This window comes from Candidatus Pseudomonas auctus, from assembly GCF_048654275.1.
Taxonomy (GTDB): domain Bacteria; phylum Pseudomonadota; class Gammaproteobacteria; order Pseudomonadales; family Pseudomonadaceae; genus Aquipseudomonas; species Aquipseudomonas pharyngis.
Genome location: NZ_JBJYZK010000006.1, coordinates 154169 through 166069, shown reverse-complemented (window position 1 = coordinate 166069; position 11901 = coordinate 154169). Strand labels below are relative to the sequence as shown.

Below are 11901 nucleotides of genomic sequence, written 5' to 3'. Positions count from 1 at the left end.
TCAAGGCGATAGTTCATGGCGTCTCAGGAAGTGTTGCTCGCGTTTGTCCAGGCGGCGACTCAAGGCTCTTTTTCGGCGGCAGCGCGCAAACTCGGGCGCAGTCAGTCGACGGTGAGTGCGGCGGTGGCCAGTCTTGAGATTGATCTGGATTTGATCCTGTTCGACCGCAGCAGCCGCAAGCCGACGCTGACCCCGGCCGGGCACGTGATGCTGCAACGGGCCGAGGCGATTCTGGCGGCCACCAGCCGCCTGGAAATGACCGCCCGGCAATTGGCTCAGGGCGTCGAGCCGAAACTGACGGTGGCGATTTCCGACACTTATCAGTCCGACCGTTTCGAAGCGGCACTGGTGGGGTTCGAGCAGCGTTATCCGGATCTGGAGCTGGAATGCCTGATCGCCGAGTGCGATGACCTGGTCGAACTGGTGCAGCGCGGTCGAGCGCATCTGGCGTTCGCCGAAATGCAGGACAACTACCCACCGGATCTGGCGAGCGCGACCGTCGCCGAGCGTACGGAAATCGCTTTGTTCGTGGGGCGTGGTCATCCGTTGGCGACACAGGAATCCATCGATCAAACGGTCCTTGAACAGCATCGCGAGCTGCGCCTGGCCACCATCGTCAATCCCTATGACAGTCGCAGCAAAGGTCGGGTGTGGTCGGCGCCGAGTTATCTGATGTTGCTGGAAATGGCCGAGAAAGGCTTCGGCTGGGCCCCGCTGCCGCGCTGGCTGGTGGAGCGTTTCGGCAATGACTTGCTGGTGGAACTGAAGGTGCGTGGCTGGCCGAAACCGGTGTTCGTCGATGCCCTGTGGTCGCGGCTGTACCCGCCGGGGCCGGCGGGGAGCTGGTTGCTGAGCAAGATGCTGGAATAGCTCAGGCCGCCTCGATCGCTGCCGGGCGGTTCACCTGAAAGTACTCGTGCAACCCGCGCATCGTCGGCAACTCCAGCGCCTGCGCCGCGTAGCACAATCCCACCCGCCGGGTCGGCGCCGGCAGGTGCAGCGCTCGCACGACGATGCGCTCGTGCCCGCTGACCAGCGACTGCGGCAACATCGCCACGCCGACGCCCGCCGCCACCATGTGCAACGCCTGTTGCAGTGAACCGGCATGCCCCGCCACCGCTTCCGGCGAGCGTCCGTACAGCGCCATCAACCGTTGATGCGAAGGATGTTGCGGACAGGTGATCCAGTCTTCGATCGGCGCCCAGCCTGCCTGCGCGTTGGCCATCGGATGGTCGAGAGGCAGCGCCATCACATACGACTCTTCCCACAGCGGCAGGAACAGTTCGTCCTCGCAGCACATGTCCTCGACCGCCAATCGACCATCGCCGTGACAGCCCTCTTCCAGGGTCAGCAGCAGATTGGGCAACGCCTGATGGGCCATGCGCACAAAGGCTTCGACGTGACTGGCGGCGATGTCGCCCTCGATGCCGAGGGTCAGCGGTACGCGATTTTCGCGGCCGCGAAACATCCGGCTCAGCGCCTCGGATTCGGCCACCATCCGGCGTGCCTGCGGGTACAGCAGTCGCGCTTCGTCGCTGACGTCCACACCACGGGGCTGACGCACGAACAGCGTCGCGCCGAGTTCTTCTTCCAGCTGTTTGATGGTCACCGACAACGTGGGCTGACTGATGAACAGCCGTTGCGCGGCAGCGGTGATGTTGCGTTCTTCGAACACCGCGAGGAAGGCTTTGAGATGGCGGAGATCCATAGGAGATTCCGATAGCAGACAGAGGAATAAGGCATTTTTCAGCCTCCAGCGGGCTAAATATACTGCGTCCCGAATCTGGTTATTTGTTTTTCTTATCTCAGGAGTTCAACCATGAGCAAGCCCTTGATCATCATCACCGGCGCCAGCTCGGGCATCGGCGAAGCCACCGCCCGCCGCTTGAGCGCGGCCGGCCATCCACTGTTGTTGCTGGCGCGGCGCATCGAACGCCTTGAAGCTCTGGCACTGCCGAACACCCTCAGCCGCCGCGTCGACATCACCGACCGCGGCGCTTTGCTGGCCGCCGTTGCCGAGGCAGAAGCGCAATTTGGCCCGGCCGATGCGCTGATCAACAACGCCGGGGTGATGCTGCTGGGCGAGATGAGCAAGCAGGATCCGGCGCAGTGGGACCAGATGCTCGACCTCAACGTGAAGGGTCTGCTCAACGGCGTGCACGCGGTGGTGGCCGGGATGATCGAGCGCAAGCATGGCACCATCATCAACGTCAGCTCGGTGGCCGGGCGCAAGACCTTCCCCAACCATGTGGCCTATGTCGGCACCAAGTTTGCGGTGCATGGATTGTCGGAAAACCTGCGTGAAGAGTTGTCGCCGCATAATGTGCGGGTGACCACGATTGCGCCGGGTGCGGTAGAGACCGAGTTGCTGAGCCACACCACGGATGAGGCGATCAAGACCGGGTATCAGGCGTGGAAACAGGACATGGGCGGCACGGTGCTGAGCGCCGAGGATGTGGCGACGGCGATTGCTTATGCGTATGGGCAGCCGCAGGGGGTTTGTATTCGCGAGATTGTGATGGCTGCGACTCGGCAGCAGGCCTAAAAGCGAAAGGCGAAAGGCAAAATCAAAAGCGCCCTCACCCCAGCCCTCTCCCGGAGGGAGAGGGAGCCGACCGAGGCGTCTGACGTAATACATCGACCTGAAAAATCGAGTCGATTATGGATTCACGGCGAATTAGTTCACGTCGGCGTCGAGGTGACTTACGTGAGAGTCAGACCTGAAAGATCTGGTCGATTATGGATTCACAGCGAACCGTTCAGGTCGGCGTATATCCCCAATATCCCCGGATCGGTCCCCTCTACCTCTGGGAGAGGGCTAGGGTGAGGGCAAGCGATCCAAAGCCGAAAGCCGCCCCTCGATAAACCGCCGCTCCGGCTCTTGCCGAGTCAATTCCAAGGCTCGCCGGTAAGCCGCCCGCGCCTCTTCAACCCGCCCCAACTGCCGGCAAAACTCCGCCCGCGCCGAATGCGCCAAGTGGTAATCCTGCAACTCCCCACGCCCCAGAATCCCTTCAATCAGCGTCAACCCCGCCAGCGCCCCATCACGCTTGGCCACCGCCACCGCCCGGTTCAACTCGATCACCGGCGACGGCACCGCCCTCAGCAACACGTCATACAGCCCGACGATCTGTTCCCAGTCGGTCTCCCCCGCCGTCGGCGCCTCGGCATGCACCGCCGCAATCGCTGCCTGCAGGCAGTACGGCCCGAAGCGTCCCGTGGTCAGCGCCTTTTCCACCAGATCACAGCCTTCGGCGATCAGCTCGGCATTCCACAATCCGCGATCCTGATCATCCAGCAGAATCAGTTCTCCATCCGGCGTCGACCGCGCCGAGCGCCGCGATTCATGCAGCAGCATCAACGCCAGCAGTCCCATGACTTCCGGGTCCGGCAACAACTCCAGCAGCAACCGCCCGAGGCGGATCGCCTCACGGGTCAGGTCTTCGCGGGTCACCTGGGCGCCACCGGATGCCGAGTAGCCTTCGTTGAACACCAGATAAATCACCCGCAACACGCTGTCGAGGCGTTCGGGCAATTCACTCAGGCTCGGTACTTGATAAGGGATTTTCGCGTCGCGAATCTTCGCCTTGGCCCGCACGATGCGCTGGGCAATCGCCGCCGGGGCCGAGAGGAATGCCCGGGCGATTTCCTCGGTGGTGAGGTCGCAGACTTCACGCAGGGTCAGCGGCACCTGCGCGTCCGCCGCCAGCGCCGGGTGGCAGCAGGTGAAGATCAGGCGCAGGCGATCGTCTTCCACGTCTTCAGCGTCCCATTCGGACTGTTCCAGTTCTTCCAGTTGCGCCAGCAACAACGGCTGCGAGGCCTTGAACCGTGCGCGCCGGCGCAACACGTCGATGGCCTTGAAGCGCCCGGTGGATACCAGCCAGGTCCGCGGATTGTCCGGAACGCCGTCGCGCTGCCAGCGTTCGACCGCGACGAAGAACGCCTCGTGCAAGGCTTCTTCGGCGAGGTCGAAATCGCCGAGCAGGCGGATCAGGGTCGCGAGGATCCGCCGCGAGTCTTCGCGATAGACCTGCTCGACCCGCGCCCTGACTTCAGACATTCAACTGGCGCACGGGACGCACTTCGACGCTGCCGACCCGGGCCGCCGGAATGTTGCCGGCGACCTGAATCGCTTCGTTGAGGTCACGCGCGTCGATCAGGTAGAAGCCGGCCAACTGCTCCTTGGTCTCGGCGAACGGCCCGTCGGTGATCGACAGCTTGCCGTTACGCATGCGCACCGTGGTGGCGGTCTGCACCGACTCCAGCGCTTCGGCGGCGACCATTCGGCCGCTGCCCTGGATCGACTCGGCGTAGGCCCAGCATTCGGCATCTTCCGGGCTGTCGGGCGACGAATGCAGCAGGCGCTCATCGCTGTAGACCAGGCATAAATACTTCATGGCGTTCTCCTGAATCGGACGAATCAACTATGGCTGAAGATCAGGGTTTCGCATCGAACAGGGTCGCGCCGGTCATCGGATCGAACGGTGCCGACCAGTGTTCGTGGGCAATTTTCCAGGCCCCGCCGACCAGCCGATAACAGGCGGTGGCGCGCATCCAGCAACTCTGGGTTTCGCCCTGTTCATTGGTGCCGCCGCAGTTGGCAACCCAGTGGGCGAAGGCGATGTTGTCGCCTGTTTCGATCGCGATTTCGTGGAACTCGAAGATGTGCGGGCCGGGGCACATTTCCATGCAATCCACCCAGTGCGCGCGGTAGGCCGGTTTGCCCTTGAATTGCAGGGCCTTGATCGCATCGAACGAGAGGATGTCGTCGGCGTACAGCGCCATGACTTTCTCGACGTCCTTGGTCATGACGGCTTCGCGGTAGGTGTTGATCAGGGTCTGGATATCGCTTTGTGCGCTCATGGTGTTCTCCGTGGTTTTTGTTGTGAAGACACCCTTAGTCGTTCGGCGATTTGCCGGATCGACAGCTGAAACAAAAAAATTCCAGCGAACGCAAAGTCGCTAGAATCCGAGGCTCATCTTTGTAGGAAAAAGGAAATTCCCTTGTCAGCCAAACTCGTGCCGTACGAGAGCCTTAACGCCTTGCAGCGCCAGCAGGTCGAAGCGATTGAAATCCACGCCGAGCAGATCAAGTTCTCCGGCGACATCCACGGCGCCCTGCACACGCTGCTGTCGAAACCCGGCCCTGGCGTGAAGGGTTTTGCCCTGCTGGCAGAAGATAAGCCAGTGGCGTTCCTGCTGCTCAAGCGCCCGCCGGTTCTGCCGGAATGGGCCGATGAACACAGCGCCACCCTGCATGCGTTGCAGGTCGATCACCGCGCACAGGGCAAGGGCTATGGCAAGGCTTGCCTGCTGGCGTTGCCGGAGGTTGCACGTCAGGCCTGGCCGGAAATCAAAGGGCTGGAGCTGTCAGTGGACGCCGACAACGACGCTGCGATTGCGCTGTACGCCAAGTACGGTTTCGTTGACAGCGGCGAAGCGTACAAGGGCCGCATCGGTTACGAGCGGCGCATGGGCCTGTTTTTCTAATCGTCGGGGGAGCAACGATGATCGATTCAATCGAAGCGCTGGAAGCCATCTACGGCTTGCCCCACGAACGGGCGCTGCGCAAGCAGATCGGTTTTCTCAACGAGGACTATCAGGCGATGGTCCGGGTTTCGCCGTTGGTGATTGTCAGCTCGGTGGGTGCCGACGGCATCGACGGCTCCCCGCGCGGCGATGCGCCGGGGTTTGTGCGGATCATTGACGAGCGCACTCTGGCTTTGCCGGATCGTCCGGGCAACAACCGCATCGATACCTTGCGCAACGTGTTGCAAGATCCACGGGTGTCGCTGCTGTTCATCATTCCGGGGATTGGCGAAACGTTGCGGGTCAACGGTACGGCGACCATCAGCGCTGATCCGCAGTTGCTGGATAGCTTCGCGGTGAACGGCAAACCGGCGCGTACGGTGTTGCTGGTGAGGGTGGAAGCGGCGTTTTTTCATTGCTCCAAGGCATTCGTGCGTTCGGATGCGTGGAACCCTGAAACCCACTTGCCGCGCTCGGCGCTGCCGACGGCGGGCGCGTTTCACAAGCGTCTGAATGATGGGCAGTTTGATGCCGAGGCTTACGACCGCGAGGCCCCGAAGCGAGTGCTCGACACGCTGTACTGACCAAAACTTGCAAACACCATTTTCCCTTGTGGGAGCGGGCTTGCTCGCGAAGGCGGTGGGTCAGTCAAACTAAATATCGACTGACACGACGCCTTCGCGAGCAAGCCCGCTCCCACAGGGGATTTGCAGTGTTCTTCAGAGAGTCAGGATCATCTCGTGCCACGCCATTCCACCGTGGTCGGATTCGGACGGTTTGATGTAGGCAAAACCGAACCCGGCGTACAGCGGGATGTGCCATTCCTTGCACATCAGGTGAATCGTCGCCTTGCCCTGCTCGCGCATGCGCTCGATGAATTCACCCAGCAGACGCTTGGCCAGGCCCAGGCCCTGATAATCCGGGTGCACCACCACGGACATGATCACCACGTTCGGACCGGCCGGGTCGTGGCCGATCAGTTCCTTGAACGCCTCGTCGGACATCTGCACGTCAAATGCCGCACCGGAGTTGATGAAGCCGGCAACCTGCCCGTCCACCTCGGCGACGATGAAACCGTCCGGCCAGGTGGCGATGCGCGTGGCGATCTTCTCGCGGGTCGCGGCTTCGTCGCCCTCGTAGGCGAGGGTTTCGATGGCGTAGCAGCGATCCAGGTCGGCGGCGGTGACGTGGCGGATGACGGTGTTCATGGCAGCTCGAAATCAGTGGAAACAAGGCCGCCAAGGATAAAGGAATAAGGTGTTCATATCGATCCGCGCAGGGGGCGTAAAGCCTGCGTATAAGCACTTTTCTTCGGAATCGAGACGGTCTATTTCTGACGCTTGTCTCTGATCACCCAAGGGGGGAACCGTTTATGAGCAGCGTGGAAATCGGTTTGTTGATGGTGTTGGGCATCAGCTTCTTCGGCTTCATTACCCTGGGCATCGACCTGTTGCGGGCACGACGGATCAAGGGCAAATAGGGCTCGACCGGCAGCGCGAAGCGGGTTCGCGCTGCCGGTCAGCAATCAGGTTTTCTTTTCCACCGGGACGCAGATTTCCAGCTTGCCGGTATTGAGTTTGGGATTGAAATCGGCGCTGTAGCGTTCCAGCTCCGGGGCGTTGAGCCCTTTGTACTCGGACGCCGGCAGCCAGGTGTTGTAGATGTAATCAATGGTCTGCGGCAGCTGATCCAGCGAACCCTTGTGTTCGAACACCGCGTACTGGCGCGGCAGGACTTCGATCCACGGATACTTTTCCTGTGGAAACTCATCGAGCTTGCTGATCTCGACCCCGGCCATGTAGTCAAAACCGCCGTTGCCGTCGAAATTGCTGCAGACACCGTAGGTCACTTCGCCCTTCTGCCCCGGAATATGTCCGATGTGCGGGATCAATTTTTCCCACAGCGCAGGGATGTCCTGAACGGTCTCTTTGGTAAATCGATCGCGAAAACCTGCAATCAGCAGGAAGTGTCCATGTTCGAAGCGAGGTTCAGCCACTTCGACGCGTTTTTGCTCATCCATGACTCGACTCCTTGAACGAAAAAAGTGGGTTCGGCTGGGAGTATAGAAGCCAAACCCGATTCGCACATTTACAGCGTATGCAGGGCCTCGGCGGCCCCGGAGCCGACAAACTCGTTATAACCGGATACGATCACGTAGACCGCGAAATAGCAGAAGATCGCGGCAGATGCCATGTACGAATAGCGCAGCAGTTTGTCGCCCAGCAACTTGCCGCCATGGCTCGCGGCGAAACACAGTCCCGCCGACCACAGCAGCCCGGCGCACAGGAAACCACCGAGAAACAGCGCAGAGCTGAGTGGACCGCCGCCACCGGAACGGGCGATCAACGTACCGCCCACCGCCGCAAACCAGAGGATGGCGCTCGGCGACGACATGGCCAGAAAAATCCCACGGAAGAACTCCTTGCTATGGGAGTTCTGGCCGACCTCGGCGGTCGCCGCCAATTGCGCCTCGTGGTGGATCGCCGAATAGATCATCTTCGCCGCGAAGTAGATCAAGAGCGCCGAACCACCGATCCACAGCACCCAGCGCACGGTTTCGTATTGCAGCAGAACGGTCATTCCGGCCAGCGCCAGCACCGCGTAGACCAGGTCACCGACGCAGGTGCCGAGGCCCAGTGCGAAGCCTTGAAAATAGCCGCGCTGCATCGCCAGCGTGATCATCGCGATGTTGGCCACGCCGATATCCAGGCACAGCGAAAGGCTCAGCAAGAAGCCGCTGGTAAATTCCATCAACCGGTTTTCCTTGAGAAAAATTTGTTTACAAAGGCTCTGGACAGTATGCCATCGCTGACCTTATCGTCCGCCACAGGTCACCGCAGTGACCAGCGTCGCTCGGACGGTTCCGGGCGCTTACGTTATCCGAGGCAACAATGGCTGAACAAGGTTCGCCGCGCCGCTTTGCGCGCATTGATCGACTCCCCCCTTACGTTTTCAACATCACCGCCGAGCTGAAGATGGCCGCCCGACGTCGTGGCGAAGACATCATCGACTTGAGCATGGGCAACCCCGACGGCGCCACGCCGCCGCACATCGTTGAAAAACTGGTGCAGGTTGCGCAACGCGAAGACACCCACGGTTACTCCACGTCCAAGGGCATTCCGCGCCTGCGCCGGGCGATTTCCAACTGGTACAAGGAGCGCTACGCGGTCGAGATCGACCCGGAAAGCGAAGCCATCGTCACCATCGGTTCCAAGGAAGGCCTGGCGCACCTGATGCTGGCGACCCTCGACCAGGGCGACACCGTGCTGGTGCCAAATCCGAGCTACCCGATTCACATCTACGGTGCCGTGATTGCCGGCGCCCAGGTGCGGTCGGTGCCGCTGGTGCCGGGCGTGGACTTCTTCGCCGAGCTGGAGCGGGCGATTCGCGGCTCGATCCCGAAACCGAAGATGATGATCCTCGGCTTCCCGTCGAACCCGACCGCGCAGTGCGTGGAGCTGGACTTCTTCGAACGGGTGATCGCCCTCGCCAAACAGTACGACGTGCTGGTGGTGCACGACCTGGCCTACGCCGACATCGTCTACGACGGCTGGAAAGCCCCGTCGATCATGCAGGTGCCGGGCGCCAAGGACATTGCGGTGGAGTTTTTCACCCTGTCCAAGAGCTACAACATGGCGGGCTGGCGCATCGGTTTCATGGTCGGCAACCCGGAACTGGTCAGCGCCCTGGCGCGGATCAAGAGCTACCACGACTACGGCACCTTCACCCCGCTGCAGGTGGCCGCGATTGCTGCGCTGGAAGGCGATCAGCAATGCGTGCGCGATATCGCCGAGCAATATCGCCAGCGCCGCAATGTGCTGGTCAAAGGCCTGCATGAACTGGGCTGGATGGTCGAGAACCCGAAAGCTTCGATGTACGTCTGGGCGAAGATTCCCGAAGCCTACGCGCACCTCGGTTCGCTGGAGTTCGCCAAGAAGCTGCTGGCCGAGGCCAAGGTCTGCGTCTCGCCGGGTGTCGGTTTTGGTGAGTACGGCGACGATCACGTGCGCTTCGCATTGATCGAAAACCAGGACCGGATTCGCCAGGCGGTACGCGGGATTCGCGGGATGTTCCGGGCGGATGGCTTGGTCACCAAGTAACTCCCCCGCTCCCCGCGACCTGGTCGTTCCCACGTCGAGGCGTCGAACCGTCCGCGTGGGAACGATCAATCCGGACACAAAAAAACCGCATCGCTGCGGTTTTTTTGTGCCTGCGATTCGCCCTTAGACGAACAGCGACAGCAACAGAATAAAGCCCAAACCCACCACCGACAGGATGGTTTCCATCGCCGTCCAGGTCTTGAAGGTCTCGGCGACGGTCATGTTGAAGTACTGCTTCACCAGCCAGAAACCGGCGTCGTTGACGTGGGACAGGATCAGCGAACCGGCACCGGTGGCCAGCACCAGCAACTCACGGTTCACGCCCGGAATCATCCCCACCACCGGCACCACAATGCCCGCGCCCGTGATGGTCGCCACGGTGGCCGAACCGGTCGCGATGCGGATCACCGCGGCCACCAGCCATGCCAGCAGGATCGGCGAGATCTGCGCGCTGACCGCCATGTGGCCGATCACGTCGCCCACGCCGCTGGTCACCAGCATCTGCTTGAATCCGCCGCCGGCACCGATGATCAGGATGATCGCGGCGGTCGGCGCCAGGCTCGCGTCGAGCCATTTGAGCATCTGCTGAGAACCGATGCCCTGCTTGTGACCGAAGGTGTACAGCGACAGCAGCAATGCCAGCAGCAGCGCCGAGATCGGGTGACCGATCATGTCCATCCAGGTGCGGAAGAAATGACCGTCCGGCAGCGCCACGTCAGCGAAGGTTTTCAGCAGCATCAGGAACACCGGCAGCAGCACGGTGACCAGGGTGATGCTGAAGCTCGGCAGATTGGCCGAATCGTTTTCACGGGCCAGTTGATCGACCAGTTCCTGGTTCGGATGACCCGGAATGTGCTTGGCGATGAACGTACCGAAGATCGGACCGGCGATGATGGCGGTCGGCAGTGCGACGATCAGACCGTAAAGAATGGTCTTGCCGATGTCGGCACCGAACACGCCGATGGCCAGCAGCGGGCCCGGGTGCGGCGGCACCAGACCGTGCACGGCGGACAGGCCGGCGAGCAGCGGGATACCGATCTTGATGATCGACACACCGGTGCGGCGAGCCACGATGAACACCAGCGGAATCAGCAGCACGAAGCCGATTTCGAAGAACAGCGGAATGCCCACCAGGAACGCGGCGAACATCATCGCCCACTGAACCTTGTCCTTGCCGAAGGCGCGGATCAGGGTCTGGGCGATCTGATCGGCACCGCCGGATTCGGCCATCATCTTGCCGAGCATCGTACCCAGCGCGAGGATGATGCCGACGAAACCGAGCACGCCACCAAAGCCGTCCTGGAACGCCTTGATGATGGTGCCGATCGGCATGCCGGAGGTCAGGCCGAGGAACGCGGCGGCGATGGTCAGGGCAATGAAGGGGTGAATCTTGAATTTGGTGATCAGGACGATGAGTCCGATCACCGTAACCACTGCATCGAGCAGCAGGTAGGCGTCATGGGACATGCCAAACATGAGGGGGTGTCTCCTGGTTTGTTGTTGTTATTAAAGCGGGTTAATCAGAAGTCGCATGGACAGCGCTATCTTCGCAATCACACTCATACCGCCTGTTTCAGGCCATGGGCCTGCCACCAGACGTGGGCTTGCGATGCGAGCTCTTCAACGCTGTGGATCGAAGCATTCAGGGCCAGGGTCAACGGCTCGCCCTTGGGCGATTCGAGGGTGGCGAACTGGCTTTCGATCAAGGTGGCCGGCATGAAGTGGCCCGGACGGTGGGACACACGTTCGGCGGCGACTTCAGGCGTCAATTCGAGGAACACGAAACCCAGGCCCGGCAAGGCGCTGCGCAGCACTTCGCGATAACTGTGTTTGAGGGCCGAGCAAGTCAGCACCGGGCGTTCGCCCAAGGCATCGACGCGACGGAGCTCATCGCACAGGCTGTCGAGCCAGCCGGCACGGTCTTCGTCGTTCAGGGGGATCCCCGCGCTCATCTTTTCGATGTTCGCGGCCGGATGGAAAGTATCGCCTTCAATGGCAGTGGCGCCGCTCAATTGGCACAGGGCCTCGCTGACGCACGTCTTGCCGCAACCGGCAACGCCCATGATGACCAGGGCGGTGATGGGATGATTCATGTAACACCTCAGCGCGCAGACAGCGCTACCTTTGCTAGCTATGACTCTAGTGCACAGGCAGAAGTTGCCGACGCCTTCTTGTCGTTTTTTTGGGTTGCAGCAGGTTTTGTCCGTACGCCAAAAAGCGAAGATCAGGCAGGACCTCGCTTACGCATTTGCAGCTGCATAAGGACAGC

At 61.3% G+C, this 11901-nt stretch carries 14 protein-coding genes; 5 read left to right on the top strand and 9 right to left on the bottom strand.

Annotation, left to right across the window (positions count from 1 at the left end):
* Nucleotides 1-15: 15 nt before the first annotated feature.
* Nucleotides 16-870: a LysR family transcriptional regulator gene (locus ACKUG4_RS13875; protein ID WP_445434213.1), complete on the top strand. Its 855-nt coding sequence runs from the start codon at nt 16-18 to the stop codon at nt 868-870.
* Between the two features lies 1 nt (nt 871).
* On the opposite strand, the gene ACKUG4_RS13870 is transcribed toward ACKUG4_RS13875, so the two are convergent.
* Nucleotides 872-1708: a LysR family transcriptional regulator gene (locus ACKUG4_RS13870; protein ID WP_445434212.1), complete on the bottom strand. Its 837-nt coding sequence runs from the start codon at nt 1706-1708 to the stop codon at nt 872-874.
* A gap of 111 nt (nt 1709-1819) precedes the next feature.
* Here ACKUG4_RS13870 and ACKUG4_RS13865 point away from each other — a divergent pair, with 111 nt between their 5' ends.
* Nucleotides 1820-2545 (top strand): SDR family oxidoreductase, encoded by a 726-nt coding sequence (locus ACKUG4_RS13865; protein ID WP_445434211.1) that lies wholly within the window; start codon nt 1820-1822, stop codon nt 2543-2545.
* Nucleotides 2546-2818: 273 nt separating this feature from the next.
* Here ACKUG4_RS13865 and ACKUG4_RS13860 read toward each other — a convergent pair whose 3' ends face one another.
* The 3 genes from ACKUG4_RS13860 to ACKUG4_RS13850 are packed head-to-tail and all read right to left on the bottom strand — an operon-like array spanning nt 2819 to nt 4866.
* Nucleotides 2819-4063, bottom strand: coding sequence for an RNA polymerase sigma factor (locus ACKUG4_RS13860; protein ID WP_236190911.1), 1245 nt, complete (start codon nt 4061-4063; stop codon nt 2819-2821).
* Nucleotides 4056-4400 carry a YciI family protein gene (locus ACKUG4_RS13855; RefSeq protein WP_007951101.1) on the bottom strand — a complete coding sequence of 115 codons (345 nt, stop codon included), beginning with the start codon at nt 4398-4400 and terminating at the stop codon, nt 4056-4058. Before ACKUG4_RS13855 ends, ACKUG4_RS13860 begins: the two co-directional genes overlap by 8 nt.
* Nucleotides 4401-4440: 40 nt before the next feature.
* Nucleotides 4441-4866, bottom strand: a complete 426-nt coding sequence (locus tag ACKUG4_RS13850) for a YybH family protein (RefSeq protein ID WP_445434210.1) — start codon at nt 4864-4866, stop codon at nt 4441-4443.
* A 141-nt stretch (nt 4867-5007) separates the two neighbouring features.
* Between ACKUG4_RS13850 and ACKUG4_RS13845 the strand changes: the two genes are divergently transcribed.
* On the top strand, nt 5008-5493 hold the full coding sequence (locus tag ACKUG4_RS13845) for a GNAT family N-acetyltransferase (protein ID WP_064598870.1): 486 nt from the start codon (nt 5008-5010) through the stop codon (nt 5491-5493).
* A gap of 17 nt (nt 5494-5510) precedes the next feature.
* Nucleotides 5511-6116, top strand: coding sequence for a pyridoxamine 5'-phosphate oxidase family protein (locus ACKUG4_RS13840; protein ID WP_445434209.1), 606 nt, complete (start codon nt 5511-5513; stop codon nt 6114-6116).
* A 135-nt stretch (nt 6117-6251) separates the two neighbouring features.
* On the opposite strand, the gene ACKUG4_RS13835 is transcribed toward ACKUG4_RS13840, so the two are convergent.
* From ACKUG4_RS13835 to ACKUG4_RS13825, 3 genes are all read right to left on the bottom strand, one after another.
* Complete coding sequence (locus ACKUG4_RS13835) at nt 6252-6740, bottom strand: GNAT family N-acetyltransferase (protein ID WP_445434208.1); 489 nt, start codon at nt 6738-6740, stop codon at nt 6252-6254.
* 317 nt (nt 6741-7057) lie between these two features.
* Complete coding sequence (locus ACKUG4_RS13830; protein WP_445434207.1) at nt 7058-7552, bottom strand: GyrI-like domain-containing protein; 495 nt, start codon at nt 7550-7552, stop codon at nt 7058-7060.
* 68 nt (nt 7553-7620) lie between these two features.
* Nucleotides 7621-8283, bottom strand: a complete 663-nt coding sequence (locus ACKUG4_RS13825) for a LysE family translocator (protein WP_445434206.1) — start codon at nt 8281-8283, stop codon at nt 7621-7623.
* A 140-nt stretch (nt 8284-8423) separates the two neighbouring features.
* Here ACKUG4_RS13825 and alaC point away from each other — a divergent pair, with 140 nt between their 5' ends.
* The gene (alaC, locus tag ACKUG4_RS13820) at nt 8424-9632 is read left to right on the top strand and encodes an alanine transaminase (protein WP_445434205.1); all 1209 of its coding nucleotides are present in this window, start codon (nt 8424-8426) and stop codon (nt 9630-9632) included.
* 123 nt (nt 9633-9755) lie between these two features.
* Here alaC and ACKUG4_RS13815 read toward each other — a convergent pair whose 3' ends face one another.
* The gene (locus tag ACKUG4_RS13815; protein WP_085610768.1) at nt 9756-11108 is read right to left on the bottom strand and encodes a GntP family permease; all 1353 of its coding nucleotides are present in this window, start codon (nt 11106-11108) and stop codon (nt 9756-9758) included.
* Nucleotides 11109-11191: 83 nt separating this feature from the next.
* The gene (locus ACKUG4_RS13810; protein ID WP_064598881.1) at nt 11192-11725 is read right to left on the bottom strand and encodes a gluconokinase; all 534 of its coding nucleotides are present in this window, start codon (nt 11723-11725) and stop codon (nt 11192-11194) included.
* Between the last annotated feature and the right edge of the window lie 176 nt (nt 11726-11901).

Coding starts and splice junctions, on each gene's coding strand:
- ACKUG4_RS13875 (WP_445434213.1), top strand. CDS start 16: ATGGCGTCTCAGGAAGTGTTGCTCGCGTTTGTCCAGGCGGCGACTCAA.
- ACKUG4_RS13865 (WP_445434211.1), top strand. CDS start 1,820: ATGAGCAAGCCCTTGATCATCATCACCGGCGCCAGCTCGGGCATCGGC.
- ACKUG4_RS13860 (WP_236190911.1), bottom strand. CDS start 4,063: ATGTCTGAAGTCAGGGCGCGGGTCGAGCAGGTCTATCGCGAAGACTCG.
- ACKUG4_RS13855 (WP_007951101.1), bottom strand. CDS start 4,400: ATGAAGTATTTATGCCTGGTCTACAGCGATGAGCGCCTGCTGCATTCG.
- ACKUG4_RS13815 (WP_085610768.1), bottom strand. CDS start 11,108: ATGTTTGGCATGTCCCATGACGCCTACCTGCTGCTCGATGCAGTGGTT.
- ACKUG4_RS13870 (WP_445434212.1), bottom strand. CDS start 1,708: ATGGATCTCCGCCATCTCAAAGCCTTCCTCGCGGTGTTCGAAGAACGC.
- ACKUG4_RS13835 (WP_445434208.1), bottom strand. CDS start 6,740: ATGAACACCGTCATCCGCCACGTCACCGCCGCCGACCTGGATCGCTGC.
- ACKUG4_RS13830 (WP_445434207.1), bottom strand. CDS start 7,552: ATGGATGAGCAAAAACGCGTCGAAGTGGCTGAACCTCGCTTCGAACAT.
- ACKUG4_RS13810 (WP_064598881.1), bottom strand. CDS start 11,725: ATGAATCATCCCATCACCGCCCTGGTCATCATGGGCGTTGCCGGTTGC.
- alaC (WP_445434205.1), top strand. CDS start 8,424: ATGGCTGAACAAGGTTCGCCGCGCCGCTTTGCGCGCATTGATCGACTC.
- ACKUG4_RS13850 (WP_445434210.1), bottom strand. CDS start 4,866: ATGAGCGCACAAAGCGATATCCAGACCCTGATCAACACCTACCGCGAA.
- ACKUG4_RS13825 (WP_445434206.1), bottom strand. CDS start 8,283: ATGGAATTTACCAGCGGCTTCTTGCTGAGCCTTTCGCTGTGCCTGGAT.
- ACKUG4_RS13840 (WP_445434209.1), top strand. CDS start 5,511: ATGATCGATTCAATCGAAGCGCTGGAAGCCATCTACGGCTTGCCCCAC.